Source organism: Sphaerospermopsis torques-reginae ITEP-024, assembly GCF_019598945.1.
Classification (GTDB): domain Bacteria; phylum Cyanobacteriota; class Cyanobacteriia; order Cyanobacteriales; family Nostocaceae; genus Sphaerospermopsis.
The window spans coordinates 4,281,067-4,299,460 of record NZ_CP080598.1 but is presented as its reverse complement, the minus strand read 5'-3'; the positions used below and the strand labels follow the sequence as shown (position 1 = coordinate 4,299,460).

The following is an 18,394-nucleotide window of genomic DNA, read 5'->3' as shown; positions in this document are numbered from 1 at the left end:
ATCATTTATTAGTGAGCCTCCTCTACCGACGCTGGTGAAAGTTTCCCTGATTGCTTGGGGGGTGATGTTGCTACCAGGAGAACTTCATCAGGTAATGTCAGGACGGATGATTGCTGTCTCAGTTCACGGGCATGGCCAGATGATTCACTCACTAGATGGTATCCTCTCCTTCCACTCCCTGACAATGATGGTATTGTATTGGCTGGTGATGTTGGTTGCTATGATGTCTCCTGCCTTAGCCCAACCAATCCGTCACCTTTGGTTACGTAGCTTAACCCGGCGGCGTTGGATTGCCATTGTTTTGTTTCTTTTTGGCTATATCAGTATCTGGACTCTGGCAGGTCTGATATTAATGCCTGTTGCAGCTTTGCTGAGGTTTTTTGTGGGCGAGGGATGGTTTGGCGCTTCTGGTGTTGCCTTGCTATTAGCCATTTTTTGGCAGTCTAGCCCGTGGAAGCAGTCCTGCTTGAACCACTGCCACTGGACTCCTGGCCTTTCACCTTTTGGACTGGCTGCTAATTTAGATTGTTGGCGCTATGGGATGGTTAATGGCCTTTGGTGTGTAGGAAATTGTTGGGCTTTAATGCTCTTACCTCTAACTGTCCTACAAACACACCTGATGATTATGGCTGTGGTAACTTTAATACTAATGTTTGACCGCTACCGTCCCGTTCGTCCTATCAAATGGCGGATTCCCTTTGAGGAGGAAATCCTGTACAAGCTGTCACAACTTATTTGTGAGTATCAACTATGGCGTAGAAAGAAATTGACGATTGATTAACTCATTCTGTAGTTAATGCAAAAATGTAGAGATGTTATATAGAACGTCTCTAGAATAGACCTCTGGTAACATAAGATGTAGGGACAATTCATGAATTATCCCTACCAGGGTTTTCAGGTGACGCATATTTAATTTTCGGAGATGTCTAATAGACATCTCCAGAAATTACATAGGGCTTGCTGAATAAATATAAAACCTAGATAAATCAAAGGTTTGAGGCTGAACAAAAGGAAATAAAGTGCAAGATTTTTCAAGGGTATACCTGAAAAACTGTGCATTTTGGGGATCGCAAACCCAAAAATTTGGGGATGACAGATAGCTGAAACTGTTCCCTGTTCCCTGTTAAGAGTTCCCTGTTAAGAGTTCCCTGTCTTCACGACAAGACTTTTTCAGCAACCCCTACATAAGTGGTTTCCAGAATTTATCTGGCTTTTGGCTTTATTCAGCAAACCTTAATCACGAATTATATACTTCTTCCATTTTCTTAGCTGTTCTGTAGTCTGGTGTCGGGTGTCCAAGCTTGCATATTGTCTGAATCAGGATAACCAGGATTGAAGGATTTTCAGGATGTGATTGATAAATTGGTGGTGGGGATTTTTTCAATGTGAGTGAAAATAACGATGTTGAATATTTAAAAGTTTACTATATCTGGCTTCACATATTCCCACTAATAACATGAGTGTACAATAATTATTTCGACTTGTCAAGACTAAATTTGTGAGAATCAGGATAACCATGATTAAAGGATGTACAGGATGTAAGTGATAAATTAGTAGTAGGGATTTTTGATAAAGTGCGATTGCGCGGAGCGCAGTGCCGGAGGCGATCGCCAAAAAACCTCTTTCCTCTGTTTTTTCTGCGCCTCTGCGGTTCGTTAAAAAATATAACTAAGAACATAAACTTAACATCCGCGTTTATATGCGTTTATCTGCGTTTAATTGTCTGAATCAGGATAACCAGGATTGAAGGATTTTCAGGATGTGATTGATAAATTGGTAGTGGGGATTTTTTGAATGTGAGTGAAAATAACGATGTTGAATATTTAAAAGTTTACTATATCTGGCTCCACAAATTCCCACTCATAACATAAGTGTACAACAAATTTTGCGACTTGTCAAGTCTTGAAACTAAAAAAGTGAAAAATCATGATTCTGACAACAGGTAGGTTACAGTGCAAATTTAGTGACACTCCTAACTCACCCTACAGATCAAACCCAATACTGTTCGGTTAAGCATTTTTGTAGGTTGGGTTGAGGAACGAAACCCAACATTTACAAGGGTTTGTTGGGTTTCCCCACGGTAAGCCCAACCTACGTTATTTCGTTGTTTTGGGCTTAACCGAAAAGTATTGAGATCAAACCTCAATAGATGTCTCTGTTTCTTCTGCTTCAGGAGTGCTTTCCTTAACACGACGAATAGGTAAATTTGCGATTAATGCGGTTGTGCGTTGGTTGCTTTCTAAAGAAAACTCCAAACCATCTGTTTCAATTTCTACATAGCGACAGACAATTGCTAGGATTTCCTGACGCATTTTTTCCAAGGTTTGGGCATCTAAGTCTGCTCGGTCGTGGGCTATAACTACTTGCAGACGACGTTTAACTTCGGTGCGACTGGTGTTTGGTGTGCGAACAAAAAGTTTTTCTAAAAGTTCAAGAATCATTGCTGGCTAGGTGATAAGGCGGGAACTGAAAAAAAATTAAACAATCTTTGTCCGTAACAACTTGCGTAACCGGGAAAATAAGTTGTCGTTGGGGGAGTCAAGATCAAGAAATTCGACAGTTTCCCCTTCCAATCTACGAGCAATGTTTTCAAAGGCTGAGGCAGCCAAAGAAGGAGCTTCTGATAATACTAAAGGTTCGCCTCGGTTGGTAGAGACTATTACACGCTCGTCATCAGGGACTACCCCGATTAAGGGAATGGCGAGAAGTTCCTGAACATCCTGTACAGACATCATATCATTTGCCCGTACCATTGCCGGTCTAATCCGGTTGATGATTAAATGAATCTTTTTCACACCTTGGGCTTCTAATAATCCTACTACCCGGTCAGCATCACGAACTGCGGAAATTTCGGGGGTGGTGACAATGAGTGCTTCTTTAGCTGGGGCGATCGCATTTTTAAACCCCATTTCAATCCCTGCGGGACTATCTATAACTACATATTGGTATTTTTGCGCTAGTGCATTTACTAGCAATTTCATCTGGTCCGGTGTCACCGCGTCTTTGGTGCGATTTTGGGCTGCTGGTAGTAGTACCAGATTCGGTTGTCGTTTATCTTTGACTAAAGCTTGATCTAAACGACACTCTCTAGCTAATACTTCTACTGCTGTGTAGACAATGCGGTTTTCTAGTCCTAGCAACAAATCTAAATTTCTCAGACCAAAATCCGCATCAACTAAGGCCACTTGTCGCCCGATTTTGGCTAAAGCCATGCCCAAATTTGCGGAAACCGTGGTTTTACCCACTCCTCCTTTACCGGAGGTAATTACAATAATACGACTCATAACAGCAATGCGCTCGATTAGGGTTGGTGGAAATAATACTAAATATTTAGAGAATATTTAGAAATAGTTATAGCAGTAGACGGGGCGCTGATAACATCAATATATGATGAAACTTCCAGCATTATCAGATTGTACTCCTGACTCCTGTACGGGCGAAGCATTCGGGCGATAAATTATCAATTTTTGTCCAAGGTTGTTTTCCGAATGCTTCGCCCCTACGACTCCTGACTCCTGCCATAGAGACTTTGATTAATTTTGCTTAACTGACTGCGAGAAAAATCAGTAGCTTTGGCAATACGGATGCCTTCGGGTGTGATATGTGCCACTTCTGGGAAAAAATGTGTTAGTGATTTTTCAGGCGCTCTAGCTACTGCATCGGCGATTCGCAGTTGGGTTGGTTCCATTTGCAAAGCCATAATTAGACAATCACGATTTCCCCCAGCGCCGGCATGAGCTACCCCCCGCAAACGCCCCCAAACGAGAATATCACCATCTGCAACCACAATACCACCAGGGTTGATATCTCCCAAAATAATCACAGTGCCGGGATGGCGAATTTCTCCACCTGATCTTACTGTCATTTCTAGATAGAGCGCATCTGCTAGAGGTTTAGGACCTGGTTGAGCGTCAGCAGTGAAGGATGGTTGTAGTTGGATTTGTTCGACAGAATAACCTAATGTACAAGCGGCGATCGCTGTTTGTCTGCGACTTGTGGCGACTGATTTTAACTCTAGTTGCAGTTCCTTTAAAGTTTCTGCCAGTTCTTGCAGTTGTCTTGAGTCTAATAAGCGGTCTTTTGCTACTAAATGTACTATAGTATTAGGTATGCGTAGGCGATCGCTACCATTAAGCCGCTGTCTCATTTGTTGCCAAATCTCGGACGCACTGAAATCAGAAGCTGGTACTTGAGATTCTGTTGGCAAAATTAATAATAGTCTTCCTTCCTCAGTTTTTAACTGAACTTGAATATTATTGTTGTTATTATTTCCTGTTGATACTAACTCATCGCTGTTCAGATCAATCAATTCTAAATTGGTTGTTTCTGTTTTCTTATCTTCAGATTTATCTTCAGATTTATCTTCAGATTTATCTTCAGAATTAGAGTCTACCTTCCCATCTGCATTAGCTTGTAAATAGGCAAGAACTGAATTTAGCTCTCCCGTGGGAATGATAGAATCACTATCTTTAACATCTACATTACTATCTGCCTCTTTATCAACAGGTTTGGCTTTTTTTTCCTTTCTATGATTATTCATCGAGATTGATTCTGCATCGGTAAGTGCAGAATTTGACTCCATTTCCAAATCTTTTGGTGATTTCTTAGAATCAGAATTCATTCGTAATTGATTGGTGATTGGTGATTGGTGATTCTATTTTGGATTTTGGATTTTGGATTATATTTCATGAATTAATCTAAAATCTAAAATCTAAAATTCTCCTGACTCCTGACTCCTGATAACTGATAACTGATTACTGATTAGTCAATCTTTGATAAATTGTAGCCAAGGCATCAGCATTACCGACATTACCGGGAAATAAAACCACAGGTAAATTAGGAAACTGAGGATGATCAGATGGTGTAATTACCATTGAACAACCGGCTAAAATTTGACCTAATAAACGAGCAGAAGTTAAATTTAAACCTGTACTCAAGACATCATTAGAAGTTATACCCCCCTTGCTGATTAAAAATCCTATATCAGCTGGTAAACCCTTTACAATATCCATTAGTAAAGCCGAAACTCTTGCCCCAAAGTCTAACCTAGTTTTGACATCTTTAAAAGTCAATTCCTGACGGCTAGTATAAACTACTGGTGTTTTACCAGCGTTATGTACTTCCCGGATTTGTTCTAGAATCTCGGTTAGCAGTTTAGCAGATTCATTGACTCCATCATCTAGTAATCTTCCCACATTAACTTCTATCCCTACCGTTCCCGCAACTGTTAACAGTGATTCTAACTGTTGAGTTGTCTTTTTCACATGAGAACCAACAATAACTGCACCTGGTTTACCACCACGCACATATTCTGCCATATTTTCAGCAGCTATGGGTTGGGGGGGTAAAGCAGCTAAAGCTGTTAATATACTAGCAGCGGAACGGAATAAAAAGCGTTTACCTTGACTTGCGGCTGTTAATATATCTACCGCAAAGGTGTTAAGATCCGCTTGAATTTCTCCATCAACTACCCCACACTGGTTATCATGCAGTTGCAATAATCTTTCTAAGCATCCTTTACGGATATCATCAAGTAAAAATCTGGTGACAGTAGCTTCCTTGATGCGTCCTTTGGTTTTTTCTTCTACATACTTGGGTAAGTAGCTGTAATTGTAACTAAATACAGAATCACGAGCAAATTCTGTTTCATGTACGGGGGTGGGTACACCATCAATTATTAAATAATGGATGCTGTCACGGGTAATTCTACCACCTTCAAAAAATGCCGGTACAAGAAAATGAGCATCAAAAGGTCCGAGTTCTTCGGCAATGACATCGGTTTCTATGGGATAATGACCGCGTAAAGTAGAGTCAGAACGACTAACTACGAGAAAATCCTCGATGTTTTCTGCTTCTAAGGCGATTTTCAGGTTATGACAAACTTCTCTGGTGACATTTGCTGCATCTTCTGGGGTAAGCGATCGCGTATTGGTTAAAATAAAGAAAATGGGAGCATCATCTTTTAAACCTAAACGCAAGGTTTCCACATCCCAGCGCATCAGCAATAAGCAACTGTGAACGGTTTGAGAACCGGTAGGATCATCATCTAAAACGATTATTTTGGGTTGGTTATTCATGGAGTATGTTAATGGTGGTAAATATTCTACATTTAAAATATGATGACATTTTTTTGAGATTTTTCAATTATTTTTGCATATCTAAATTTAACTGCAATCATTGATTTAAGATCAGCATTGAGCCGTCAGCTATCAGCAGTCAGCAAAAACCTGAAACTATCAATAATAGGCTGTAAATTGCTCTTATTAAATCTCGTGTAATTGGACAAACCTGGAGCATCTTTGTTATTAACTCAGTCTCTCTCTAGATAATAGCTGATTACTGATTACTGATTATTTTCTATATCTGATAATAATTCTTCTTCACTAAAATAAATTAAATACACTCCATAATCATTTAATTTGTGAATAAAATTCACTCTTTATACTCCTAATAATGCAGCAGCCATACCAGAAGAAAGGCGGTTCATTTCATATAATTTTACAGCCATTGCCCATTTTGCTTCTTGTTCAAATTGTTCTCTAGTTTTACCAACAGCATCAGGTAAAGTTTCAGGATAGTTAATTTTAAGTTGCAAAGACATTTTTTATAGGAAAGCTACATAATTAATTGTACAATATAGCAATCCTAAATGATTATAGAACGATTAGATCATAGTTACTATTGGCGTAAATCGAACTAGATTAAGACTTTGAGTATCCTAACCTTACCAAATCATTTGTACTATTTGTTCATAACTCAAATCGGATTGCTATATATATTAGGTTATGAAGACTCTGTAATAGCATTCCCAGTCTGAGACTGGGAACGAGTTAACAAGTTACAACCCTATAACTAAGGATACAAACCCCTATCGGTCAAAGCTTGCGCCACTCTACCCACGCCAAGGGTATAAGCAGCCAACCGTAAATTTACCCTGCGAGTCTGTGCTTGTTGCATCACTTGACGGTAAGCATTTACCATCAAATGTTCCATTTCCCGGTTTACCCTCTCCTCATCCCAGAACAAATAAGAAAGACCTTGCACCCATTCCAAATAACTAACTACTACCCCCCCAGCATTGGCTAAAATATCCGGTAAAACGGTTACTCCACGGTCTTCCAAAACTCGGTTAGCTTCCAAAGTCACAGGTCCATTAGCTGCTTCAGCAATCATTTGCGCTTGAATCTGATGCACATTTTCTTCCGTAATTTGATTTTCTAAAGCAGCAGGAATTAATACATCACAAGGTAAAGTGAGTAAATCTGCGTTACTAATGGGTATAGCTTGGGGAAAACCTACCACACTGCGACGATTTTCCGCAGCATAAGCTTTTAAAGCTGGAATATCAAGCCCAGTTTCCGCATATACACCCCCAGCACCACTGGAAACCGCAATAATTTTCGCCCCGGCTTGGTATAACAATTCAGCCGCAGCACCCCCCACATTACCGAAACCTTGAATAGCAATTTTTACATCTGCCAGGGATTTACCTTGATCTGCCAAGGCTTCCCGGACAATAATCATTACACCCCGCCCCGTAGCCATTTCCCGACCCAGAGAACCACCCACAGAAAGCGGTTTACCAGTAACAACACCGGGTACAGCATGACCCATATTTACAGAATAAGTATCCATCATCCAGGCCATTTCCCGCGCAGATGTACCCATGTCTGGGGCTGGTATATCTACTGATGGTCCGATATCTTTAATTAACTCACTGATATAACGGCGACTAATTCTTTCTAATTCTCCCACACTGTATTTTTTCGGATCTATGGGAATACCACCTTTAGCACCACCGTAGGGAATACCTAACAACGCACATTTCCAAGTCATCAACATCGCTAAAGCGGAAACTTCCCGTAAAGTCACCGCCGGATGGTAGCGAATACCACCTTTATATGGTCCTAAAATATCCGAATGTTGTACCCGATGTCCGGCTAAAACCCGCACTTCCCCATTATCCATTTTGACGGGTATGGAAACTGTGACGACTTTCCGGGGATGGCTGAGAATTTCTAATAAACCAGGATCTAATTTTAACTCTTTACCTGCCCATTCTAAATAACTACAAGCTTGATCAAACGGGCAAATATGGGCTGGGGAATGATTTTCCCACACTGGGCGCGAGGTTGTAACCATAACATTTACTCCTCATCACGGTACTTTGGTGAACCGGATATGTAAGGTTAGCTTACCCTGTTTTTTTGAAAAAATATGAATTTTGTAGTTTTCGTTACAATTTTTTAGTTTTATTTCTGCATGGTGGCAACTTGGCCAGAATTAACAAATATATTACAATTGTTTAAGTTTTATTAAATAAATAAGTTAAACACAACATGAAAACCCAAGACAACAAATTACAAAATCAATTACCTTTACCACCTGGAAACTTTGGTTTACCTATCATTGGTGAAACAATTAGTTTTTTAACAGATAAAAACTTTGCCAATAAACGACAAAAGAAATACGGCAACGTTTTTAAAACTAATATCTTTGGTTCTCCTACAATTATGATGATAGGAGCAGATGCAAACCGCTTTGTATTTAGTGGTGAAAATCAAAATTTTACAATTCAATGGCCTAAGACTGTTTCAGAATTGCTTGGTCCTGCATCTTTAGCAACACAAACTGGAAGCATTCATCAAACCAGACGTAAATTATTAGCTCAAGCATTTCAACCCAGAGCTTTAGCTAGTTATGTACCAGGAATGGTGGAAATTACTAATAGCTATTTACAAAAATGGGTAAATTTAGGTCAATTAACCTGGTATCCTGAAATCAGACAATATACTTTTGATGTAGCTTGTAAATTATTAGTAGGAACAGATACTACTAATGATGCTCATTTTGCGGAATTATTTGAAGAATGGTGTCAAGGTTTATTTACTCTTCCTATTCGTTTACCTTGGACTAAATTTAGTAAAGCTTTAAAAAGTAGAGAATTGTTATTAGCAAAAATTGAGAAGATTATTTTACAACGTCAAAAGCAACCAAGTTTAGAAAATTCAGAAACAGATGCTTTGGATTTGTTGTTAAATGCTAAAGATGAAGATGGTAATAGTTTGAGTGTAAATGAACTCAAAGATCAAATTTTGACATTATTATTTGCTGGACATGAAACTTTAACTTCGGCAATGTCTTCTTTTTGTTTGTTGTTAGCACAAAACCCGGACATTTTAGCAGCAGCAAGAAAAGAACAACAACAAATAAATGTTACAGGTGCGCTCACATCTGAACATTTAAAACAAATGACTTATTTAGACCAAATACTCAAGGAAGTTTTGCGAGTTATTCCTCCTGTTGGTGGTGGTTTTCGTTCTGTAACTAAAACTTGTGAATTTAATGGATATAGTATTCCTCAAGGTTGGAGTATACTATATCAAATAGGGAAAACCCATCAGGACGAAACTATCTATAAAGATGCCCAAAGTTTTGACCCTCAAAGGTTTGGTGTAGAGAGAAATGAGGATAAATCTAAACCCTTTAGTTATGTTACCTTTGGTGGGGGAATGAGAGAATGTATAGGTAAAGAATTTGCTAAGTTGGAAATGAAAATATTTGCTGCGTTGCTGTTGCGTGGTTATGAATGGGAACTTGTACCAGGACAAAATTTAGATTTAAAAATGACACCCACACCTCAACCCAGTGATGGTTTAAAGGTGGTTTTCCGTTCTATTTAAGTTGATTTAATTTTTAGTAATTTGTTGGGTTGCGCTATCGCTTAACCCAACCTACATTAATTAAATGAATATTTCTGGTGTAAAACTCCCATGTAAACTGTATGGAATATGATGTTTAAGGTGTAATTTTGCGATCGCACCTTTTGAAAAATCCTGAGCATCTAAAATCACTACATCTGAACGATGATGTTCAGCATCATAAACTAAAGCTATTACCCAACCTTCATCTTCTTGTTGAGAATTAGGACGAGGAATAAAAATTGGTTCACCCATAAAACCCCGTGGTGCTGCACTCCAAATTTCTCGCTTTTCTGTTTGTAAATCTACTTTCATGATTGCTTGTAAGGGTGCATTTCCTGTGGGGTTATGTGCCGCAGCAATATATAAATAACGATAGGGTTTTCCTACATTATTGGGGTGAATAGAAGGAAATTCACAAGCACGTTTATCTATTAACTGACTTTGTACTTTGTGATCTGATAACTTAATATCTAAGTTAATATCAAATCGCCAAATTTGTCCTGGTGCATTAGTGTCAAAGTTGGTTTTTAGATAATCAGTATTTGGTTCTACTTCTGGTAATGATTCATAGCAAATTGAATCAATGATAATTTCAGTTTCCACTTCAAAAGCATTGACATGATGGAAAATAAAACCTGCTTGAGTTTCTAAAGTTCTGACTTCTTCTTTTTCAGCTTTACTATCTTTGCGGGGAATAATAATGATTTTTGTGGGTTGATTTTTTTGGACTTTAATACATTGTCCAGCACTGGCCATTCCTAAAGCGAAAGGTATGGGGTTAAAATTAACGGGGTTTTGAAAGAAGATACAGTAATTTTCGGTAATTACAAAATCATGAATAAAGCAAAAACCAGGAACACTATGATTTTGTTTGCTGATAATTTCGCCGTTGGTATTGAGTTCAAAAATTGTAATTGTGGTTGATAGTCCTGGTTTAATAGCAAAATTAACTAATTTACCATTGGGATCTATGCGGGGATGGGCGCTAAAAGCTTCACCTTGGGATAATACACCATTGAAATATTCGTTTCCTAATGTTTCTAAAGTTTGCGGGTGCAATAAATAAGGTTCTGCTGCTTCCCATAATGCTAATAGTTTTTTACCCCAATAGATAACATTAGTATTAGCAATATGTTTGATTTTAAAATCAAAGGCGTTAGCTAACCAACCTCCTGGTTTTTGTGTACCAAATACGCCACGATAAAGAATTTTACCAGCTTTTTTTTCTGCTAAATAACCTTCTGTTTCTACAAATCTATTACGAAAATGAGCGCGTCCGTTGGTAAATGTGATTTTACTGATCATCCCGTCACCATCAAAGGGATGATGCAATCTTTGTCCGTTGATATCTAATAAACCGGGTCCATTTCTCAATAGTGTTCCTTGTAGTTCTGCGGGTATTACCCCTTCTATTTCATCAATCCAATAATCATATTCTTGTTTTAGTGATTCATATCCTTTTTGCCAATCTTCACGAGTATAGGATTTTGGTAAAGTTTGGTTTTGTTGATTTTTTAATGTTTGCATATTTGAGAAAATGATTTCTTGGATTTTTTGTAATGTGTTGGGAAGTTTAAATCCTATGGTTAGGGCTGTATGGTTAGGGCGGGTAAGACTTGTACTGAGCCTGTCGAAGTATGCCCACCACACAAGATTTTTATTGTCAGGATTCAGGATACAGAAGACTGATTAAATAAGTCTTTGAGTATCATATCATAATTGATGTTTTACAAAATTATTGAATTTGCTATTTACTGATTTGGCTATGATTCTAATTCCTGAATCCTGAAATATGGACTTAATTATTAACTGAATTAGCTGTCAAGGTGTGGATTTCTGGTTCTTGTTCGCTGGGTAAGAATTGAATAAATAGCAGCGGTAAAAGGGCAATCAAATTAGTGATAATCACTAATAACCAGAGGGTATCAAAGTTATTTTCGGTAATGCCTAACCAGTGCATGATTAAAGCCCCAAACTCTCTGGAAATAGCTCCTCCTAAATTGAAGATTGACATTAAGAGGGCAAATAATGTAGCTTCGATTCCCAAGGGACAAATTCTTGCTGCTAATACCATCACTGGCATGAATGCGATTTGTCCCATGACGGCAAGAATTAAGCTATCACCTAAACTGAACCATTGATCATCTATTCCTAATGTTCTATTTGTGTGTGTGACTAACAGTAACATCGTCATTCTTAATAGTGTGGAAATGACGATACTCCAACCACAAATTACCCGAAATGGTACGGATTTTAAGAACCTTTGGAACATCCAAATACCAATTAATGAGGCTAAACTTGTAACTAAATGTACTCGGCCTAAAAATTCAGGTTGAAAGTGTAATTCGTTGGTGAAAAAGTAGAAAAAAGCTGCTTCTCCGCTAGGGGTAGATTGCCAGAGAAAGATAAATGCTGTGGGTAGCCAAATTGCTTTTTGTGTAAAGGCTTTGCCTACTTGTTTGAGTTGAGTTGGGATGCTAAGTGGTTGATTCTGGTCATGCTGTGGGGTATATTTGTTAATTGGGGTTTCTGCAATTAACCAAGCTACCACGGAAATAATTAGCGGAAAAAATGCCGTGACTAAAAATACTGTGCGTGTGCTGAAATATTCTAAGAGTAAGCCGCTAAAGTAAGCTGTAATTAATCCGCCCAGAGCGGTAGCACCCCAACACAGAGATTGTAGAGAACCTGCTTTGGCTTGACTTTCTACTCTGGCACGTTCAACAACGAGGGAGTCAACTATGACATCACTGAAGGCAACGGAAAGAGAAGATAGAGCGATCGCAATTGTTGCCGCCCAGCTACTATTAACTATTGTTCCCAAACTTACCCAAGCGGATGCGCCTAGTATCCCAGATAACACCAAATATGGACGGCGACGGTAGCCAAATATGGGCAAACCATCGGAAATAAAGCCAAATAATGGCTTAATCATCCAAGGTAGAGCAACTATTCCCAACAGTGCTGATACCTCAACTGGACTCAGTTGTAATTCATCTTTGAGGAAAAAGCTAACGGCTAGACGCGATAACCCTAATATGCCTTGAACAAAGTAGACTGCTAGAATCGCAATTAGTTCTGGTTTAGGTTCATTACCTAAGAGAATTTTTTTGCCTACTGAGTCTTTGACTTTGGGCAAGTCAGATGAGTGAATCAGCATTTGATGAATATTCTTTAAGTTTTATCTACTTTTATATCATATCGACATTAACTGGAAGTTATCCGCTGTTCTAGCAACAAAGTCAAACCAAAGCGCAAGCGCCATCTCTAGCTTGACGCTTGCTCTCAACAAATATGGTATTCACTTGTCTATTTCCACTCTGTAGATATTCAGAACCAGCCGCAGGAGATTACTCTACTGAGTTAACAGCAGACGGAGTAACTACTCCTGTGTTACGGGTTTCCAAATGATTTGATAAGCGACTGATGGTTAACAGTGGTACTTCTTGTCGGCACGACAGGCAAAACCAATATAGTTCACCATGACGGACATGACGTAGAATTGATCCACCGCAGCATGGGCAAGTGTTGGCTCTATTACTCATACCAATGTCCTCCTAAAAAAGTTTGTTGTTGTAATCAAGCAAAAAAATTTTGATTAAACCTAAATGGGGGTTGCTGTGAAAGTTCCAACCTCTCCGCTTGGTGACAGAATTTGCATATTTTGGGATATTTTCTGGTGAAAATTGAGCTAATATGCTATATCTTGCGATTCTTGGTTTGGTCTACAAAGAGTGTCAACATCATATATATTGATTTATTGATTTGACATCACCTGCTACCAATCCTGAAATTATTTTATGAGGTAAAAGCATTTCTACTTACTTTTCTTCCATTTAAGTTAACTTTTCTGACTGACTATTAGAAAAGCGTATTCTCGGTTAACTGTATTATCAACTCACTCACCAATGTAATATCACAGTCGTAGCAAGTGCTAACAATTAACGTCTTTATTAATTTACAAGCAAGGATTTTATATTTTCATCTATCTGGGGGATCATAATCATTTATAATGTTCTGTAGCCTAACTTACAATTTTGCCTATTTTGTATTTGCAAATACGCATTTACAACAGGGATCAATTACTTATACCTTATTTTTAAGTGAATGGGAGGTTGAACAAAAAAATTCACAATCAAAAATGGTTACAAAAAATTTACACATTTTATATTTCTTAATCTAGTAAATTACGGATAAGTAACTTATGAAAATCGCTACTTGGAATGTCAATTCAATTCGGACTCGTTTAGAACAGGTGATTAACTGGTTAAGTGAAAATCCCGTTGATGTCTTGTGTTTACAGGAAACGAAAGTTATAGATCAAGGTTTTCCCCTCAATTCCTTTGAAAACTTAGGTTATCATCCTTATATTTACGGACAGAAAGCATATAACGGAGTGGCGCTAATTAGCAGTCAACCTTTGGAAGATGTGAGTATGGGTTTCTGTTCAGTTTTGAAAGACTTAGATCCTACATGGGATGAACAAAAGCGGGTAATTAGTGGTGTAATTGATGGTGTAAGAATTGTCAATCTTTACGTTCCTAATGGTTCATCAGTAGGAAGTGAAAAATATGAATATAAACTGCGGTGGTTAAAAGTATTGGGGAAATATTTGCAGCAATTACTATTATCAAATCCGGCTATTTCTATGTGTGGTGATTTTAATATTGCGTTGGAAGATATTGATATTAATGACAAAGTAAAAATAGAAAATCATATTATGGCTTCTGATGCAGAACGCCAAGCTTTAAAAGATGTGCTTGATTTAGGTTTTGCGGATGCTTTCAGAAAGTTTAATCAAGAGGGGGGAAATTATAGTTGGTGGGATTATCGGACTGCGGCTTTTAAGAGAAATTTAGGTTGGAGAATAGACCATCATTATTTAACACCTGTGATTTATGAACGCGCTCAAAGTTGCATTATTGATGTTGCACCCAGGAAGTTAGAAAAACCTAGTGATCATACGCCGGTGGTGGTAGAGTTTTAGTTGGGTGAGGAATGTGTAAATTTAACTTATAATAACTAAGTTGGGAGTTTTTGTTTAAGGATAATATGGGTAGAAGTAAGGCAAAAAAACAGAGTTTACTGAAAAATATTATCGGTCTTCCTGTTGTTGTTGCTGTTATTATTTTGGCAACTGAATTTGGAGGTAGCCGTTCGCCATCTCTGATCACATCTCTCACCAAACCAGGATGCAAAATTAAAGGTAATATTTCCATTAATACCGGGAGAAAATTTTATCATGTTCCTGGTGCAGAGGACTATGATTCAACAGTAATTGATCCAACAAAGGGAGAAAAATGGTTTTGTACAGAGTCAGAAGCTGTAGCAAATGGTTGGCGTAAAGCGCCAAAGTAAAATGTTTCAATATGTTCATTTGAGAGGGCGATCGCACTTTGTCAAGCTAAAAAATAGAAAGCGATCGCCTATGATTTACACCTATCATTTGATTTATTATTCTCACTCATTGACTAACTCACTTGCTTCACCAGGATAAAAACCATCATCTAAAATTTCCTGTAAACTATAAGGACAATTAGAGGGAAAATTGCTACGAGGTAAATCAGTTTCTTTAACAGCTAATTCCACACCTTTCAAATAAGCTTTACCAAGTGCCTCCTCAAGATAGGATTTTAAACTCGGATTTTCCTCAAGTAATTCAATAGTATCTAAGCGTTGAATGCGAAGGGTTGCTAACCAACTACGACTGCGGCGTTGTGGTTGAAACTGCCATTTTAATAAATGTCCTATTAAAATACTTAAACGATTTCGCAGTTCTTGACGTTGCTGTTTTCCCAAAGATTCAACTTCCTCAATTAAATTTTGCCAATCAATTTTATGCCATTGATGGTTGCGGAGTAAATCAGCTTGTTCCTGTGTCCAAGCATAAAAGTCACTAACATAGAGACTGGATACAGGTATTTTCAGCTTTGGGTTTGTTTCTGGTATTTGCATCAGTTTTACTAAATCCCAACTAATCCCAACATTATTATTTTAAACAAAAATTGTAAAATTTCGGATTTTAGGAATTTGCTGATTTTAAAATAGTGATTAAACTTAACTACATAAAGCCCCATACTCAAATCCAAAGGTTATGATTCTAGTAACTGGAGCAACGGGAGATATTGGCCGCCGCGTGGTGCGGTTATTACGTCAACAACAGAAATCTGTACGGTGTTTTGTTCGTCTTACATCCCATTACAGCGAGTTAGAACACCGGGGTTCTGATATATTTATTGGTGATCTACGAGAAGAAAAGGATATCAAAAAAGCCTGTCAAGGTGTGAAATATATCATTAGCGCCCACGGTTCAGGAAATGATGCTTTATCTTTAGATTATCGCGCTAATATTGAACTAATTGATCAGGCAAAAATTCAGGGTGTTGAGCATTTTGTCTTGATATCCGTTTTAGGTGCGGAAAGAGGATATGAAGACGCTCCCGTTTTCAAAGCTAAACGCGCAGTAGAAAAATATTTGCAAAGTAGTGGCTTAAATTACACTATTTTACGCCCATCTGGATTAGCATCAAACCTGCTACCTTTAGCGGAACGGTTTAGAGAAATTGGTTTATATTTGCTCATCGGTGATCCCAAAAATCGCACATCTATTATTAGCACCGATGACTTAGCCAAAATAGTGGTAGATTCTTTAACTGTTACTGAGGCTCGTAATCAAATTTTACCAGTAGGAGGACCAGAAATTTTATTGCGTGAGGACATTCCGAAAATTTTTAGTCGCATCTTTAACAAAGAACCAATTATCATTAATGTTTCTTTATTTGCGGTTGATGGTTTACGGGGAGTATGGGGTTTATTTGACTCTTCAGCACAAACAGGTTTAGGAACTTTTCGCACTTTATTAGCTAATGAATTTTACTGTACATCAGAAGAAAATGCCAATTTAGAAAGAATTTATAACTTTCAATTGGAAACTGTGGAAAACTTTTTGCGGCGTTATTTAGCAATTTAATTTTGGTGATTGGTGACTGGGGAAGAAAATTTTAGATTTTAGATTTTAGATTGGAATTGACAAAAACAATCCAAAATCCAAAATCCAAAATCCAAAATTGTATTACCAATTACCAATTACCTATTACCCATTACCTATTACCAAATATATGAAATACTCTCTATCCGCAAATCCTGTTCAAGCACGTCAAACAAAAGAAAATTTTGCGAAACCCGAAGAACAATTATCCTATGAATTGGGTAAAGCTGTACAGGAATTACCACCACTTTATACAAGATTATTAGCAGGAACTATTAGTGTTATTGTATTTGGTACTATTTCCTGGGCGCATTTTTCACAAATAGATGAAGTAGCAACAGCACCGGGAGAATTAATTGCTTCTACTCAAGTGAGACCGGTGACATCTTTGGGTAATGGATCTATTGTAGCGGTAAAAGTGAAGGAAGGCGATCGCGTAACTAAAGATCAAATATTAATTGAACGTGATCCCAATTTTAAACAAACCGATGTTAACAGATTAGCGAAATCTAGTAAATTAATTGAAGAAGATTTACAAAGATTACAAGCTGAAAGAACTGGGGGAAATATTGCGGGGACAAAATTACAAGATGAGTTATTAAATTCTCGTTTATTAGATTATAAAGCTAGACAAGCAGCAGCAGAAGCAGAAGCAGAACGCCAACTTTCAATTATCAAACAAGCGAAAATTCGTTTAACTCGTTTAGAAGAAAATTTAGCTAATGCTAAAACCGGTGTGAGTAATGCTCAAACTAATTTAGTCAATGCCGAAAATATCCGTGCTAAACTAGAAGAAAGTTTAAAAATTGCCCAACAACGAGAAGAAAATTTGAGAACTTTATTAAATCCTGGTGCTGTTCCTAGAGTTGATTATTTAGAAGCCCAGGAAAGATTAAATCGAGCAAATACTGATATTATTAGAGCTACCAATGAAGTAACTAATGCCAAAAATAGAGTCACAGAAACACAGGATAAAGTAGCATCTTTAGGAAAAGATATTGCTGCTCAAAAACAAGAAATTAATCAAGCTGAACAAGCTTATCAAGCGGCAAAAAATCAAGGTTTAAGATTAGCATCAGAAAGAAAAAGTGAAATTTTAACGCAAATAAATCGGCGAAAAGAAGAATTAGCCAATGTTGCAGGACAATTAGAACAAGCGAAACAAGAAAAAGACGGAGAAACAATTAAAGCACCGGTAGCGGGAACAATTTATAAAGTTAAAGCTACAAAAGGACCTGTACAGTCTGGGGAAGAATTACTGTCAATTTTACCAGAAGGGGAAGAAATGCTGTTAGAAGTAAAGGTGCTTAACCGGGATATTGGTTTTATTCGTGAGGGAATGACAGCAAAGGTGAAATTAGCAACTTTTCCCTTTCAAGAATTTGGTGTAGTTGATGGGGAAGTTTTACAAATTAGTCCGAATGCGGTAGTTGATGAAAAATTAGGATTAGTTTTTCCAACACGAATTAAGTTAAGTCAGCATTCTATGAATGTGCGGGGTAAAGAGGTGGAATTTACGCCAGGGATGGTTGCAAATGCGGAGATTGTGACGCGGAAGAAGTCAATTTTAACCTTTATTGTTGAGCCAATTACCCGCAGATTTAGTGAGGCTTTTTCTGTGAGGTAAAGAAATTATCTTACAGCAGTTTTCATGTATTTGAAACACAATTATTAGACCTAACCCCCAGCCCCTTCCCTGCAA

The 18,394-nt window shown here is 37.9% G+C and carries 16 protein-coding genes and 1 pseudogene; 6 read left to right on the top strand and 11 right to left on the bottom strand.

Annotated features, from left to right (window positions below; genetic code table 11):
* Positions 1 to 8: 8 nt before the first annotated feature.
* Complete coding sequence (locus K2F26_RS20025) at positions 9 to 152, bottom strand: hypothetical protein (RefSeq protein ID WP_220609199.1); 144 nt, start codon at positions 150 to 152, stop codon at positions 9 to 11.
* Here K2F26_RS20025 and K2F26_RS20020 point away from each other — a divergent pair.
* Positions 140 to 781: a DUF2182 domain-containing protein gene (locus K2F26_RS20020; RefSeq protein WP_220609198.1), complete on the top strand. Its 642-nt coding sequence runs from the start codon at positions 140 to 142 to the stop codon at positions 779 to 781. The genes K2F26_RS20025 and K2F26_RS20020 overlap by 13 nt on opposite strands.
* Before the next feature lie 1,354 nt (positions 782 to 2,135).
* Here K2F26_RS20020 and minE read toward each other — a convergent pair.
* From minE to K2F26_RS19990, 6 genes and pseudogenes are all read right to left on the bottom strand, one after another.
* On the bottom strand, positions 2,136 to 2,441 hold the full coding sequence (gene minE, locus K2F26_RS20015; protein ID WP_190647498.1) for a cell division topological specificity factor MinE: 306 nt from the start codon (positions 2,439 to 2,441) through the stop codon (positions 2,136 to 2,138).
* A gap of 36 nt (positions 2,442 to 2,477) precedes the next feature.
* Positions 2,478 to 3,284 (bottom strand): septum site-determining protein MinD, encoded by an 807-nt coding sequence (minD, locus tag K2F26_RS20010; protein ID WP_096572383.1) that lies wholly within the window; start codon positions 3,282 to 3,284, stop codon positions 2,478 to 2,480.
* A gap of 215 nt (positions 3,285 to 3,499) precedes the next feature.
* Positions 3,500 to 4,621 carry a septum site-determining protein MinC gene (gene minC, locus K2F26_RS20005; RefSeq protein ID WP_220609197.1) on the bottom strand — a complete coding sequence of 374 codons (1,122 nt, stop codon included), beginning with the start codon at positions 4,619 to 4,621 and terminating at the stop codon, positions 3,500 to 3,502.
* 133 nt (positions 4,622 to 4,754) lie between these two features.
* Positions 4,755 to 6,077: a four-carbon acid sugar kinase family protein gene (locus K2F26_RS20000; protein ID WP_220609196.1), complete on the bottom strand. Its 1,323-nt coding sequence runs from the start codon at positions 6,075 to 6,077 to the stop codon at positions 4,755 to 4,757.
* 266 nt (positions 6,078 to 6,343) lie between these two features.
* Positions 6,344 to 6,601, bottom strand: a pseudogene (locus tag K2F26_RS19995) (UPF0175 family protein).
* Positions 6,602 to 6,852: 251 nt separating this feature from the next.
* Complete coding sequence (locus tag K2F26_RS19990; protein WP_220609195.1) at positions 6,853 to 8,142, bottom strand: Glu/Leu/Phe/Val family dehydrogenase; 1,290 nt, start codon at positions 8,140 to 8,142, stop codon at positions 6,853 to 6,855.
* A gap of 197 nt (positions 8,143 to 8,339) precedes the next feature.
* Between K2F26_RS19990 and K2F26_RS19985 the strand changes: the two genes are divergently transcribed.
* Complete coding sequence (locus K2F26_RS19985) at positions 8,340 to 9,683, top strand: cytochrome P450 (RefSeq protein WP_220609194.1); 1,344 nt, start codon at positions 8,340 to 8,342, stop codon at positions 9,681 to 9,683.
* Between the two features lie 60 nt (positions 9,684 to 9,743).
* Here K2F26_RS19985 and K2F26_RS19980 read toward each other — a convergent pair whose 3' ends face one another.
* The 3 genes from K2F26_RS19980 to K2F26_RS19970 all read right to left on the bottom strand — a co-directional run bounded on the left by K2F26_RS19980 (position 9,744) and on the right by K2F26_RS19970 (position 13,249).
* Positions 9,744 to 11,231: a carotenoid oxygenase family protein gene (locus tag K2F26_RS19980; protein WP_220609193.1), complete on the bottom strand. Its 1,488-nt coding sequence runs from the start codon at positions 11,229 to 11,231 to the stop codon at positions 9,744 to 9,746.
* Positions 11,232 to 11,502: 271 nt separating this feature from the next.
* Positions 11,503 to 12,864 carry a folate/biopterin family MFS transporter gene (locus K2F26_RS19975; protein WP_220609192.1) on the bottom strand — a complete coding sequence of 454 codons (1,362 nt, stop codon included), beginning with the start codon at positions 12,862 to 12,864 and terminating at the stop codon, positions 11,503 to 11,505.
* 190 nt (positions 12,865 to 13,054) lie between these two features.
* Entirely contained in the window at positions 13,055 to 13,249 is a 195-nt protein-coding gene (locus K2F26_RS19970) for a hypothetical protein (protein WP_096572371.1), read from the bottom strand.
* Positions 13,250 to 13,908: 659 nt separating this feature from the next.
* On the opposite strand from K2F26_RS19970, the gene xth reads away from it, so the two are divergent.
* Complete coding sequence (gene xth / locus K2F26_RS19965; protein ID WP_220609191.1) at positions 13,909 to 14,691, top strand: exodeoxyribonuclease III; 783 nt, start codon at positions 13,909 to 13,911, stop codon at positions 14,689 to 14,691.
* A 65-nt stretch (positions 14,692 to 14,756) separates the two neighbouring features.
* Complete coding sequence (locus K2F26_RS19960) at positions 14,757 to 15,062, top strand: sunset domain-containing protein (RefSeq protein WP_220609190.1); 306 nt, start codon at positions 14,757 to 14,759, stop codon at positions 15,060 to 15,062.
* 102 nt (positions 15,063 to 15,164) lie between these two features.
* Here K2F26_RS19960 and K2F26_RS19955 read toward each other — a convergent pair whose 3' ends face one another.
* A complete protein-coding gene (locus K2F26_RS19955) occupies positions 15,165 to 15,659 on the bottom strand; it encodes a DUF29 domain-containing protein (protein WP_220609189.1) in 495 nt (164 codons plus the stop codon).
* Positions 15,660 to 15,798: 139 nt separating this feature from the next.
* Between K2F26_RS19955 and K2F26_RS19950 the strand changes: the two genes are divergently transcribed.
* Together K2F26_RS19950 and K2F26_RS19945 are read left to right on the top strand one after the other, a co-directional pair.
* Positions 15,799 to 16,674: an SDR family oxidoreductase gene (locus K2F26_RS19950; protein ID WP_220609188.1), complete on the top strand. Its 876-nt coding sequence runs from the start codon at positions 15,799 to 15,801 to the stop codon at positions 16,672 to 16,674.
* Between the two features lie 148 nt (positions 16,675 to 16,822).
* A complete protein-coding gene (locus K2F26_RS19945) occupies positions 16,823 to 18,319 on the top strand; it encodes a beta-barrel domain-containing protein (RefSeq protein WP_220609187.1) in 1,497 nt (498 codons plus the stop codon).
* Positions 18,320 to 18,394 lie beyond the last annotated feature (75 nt).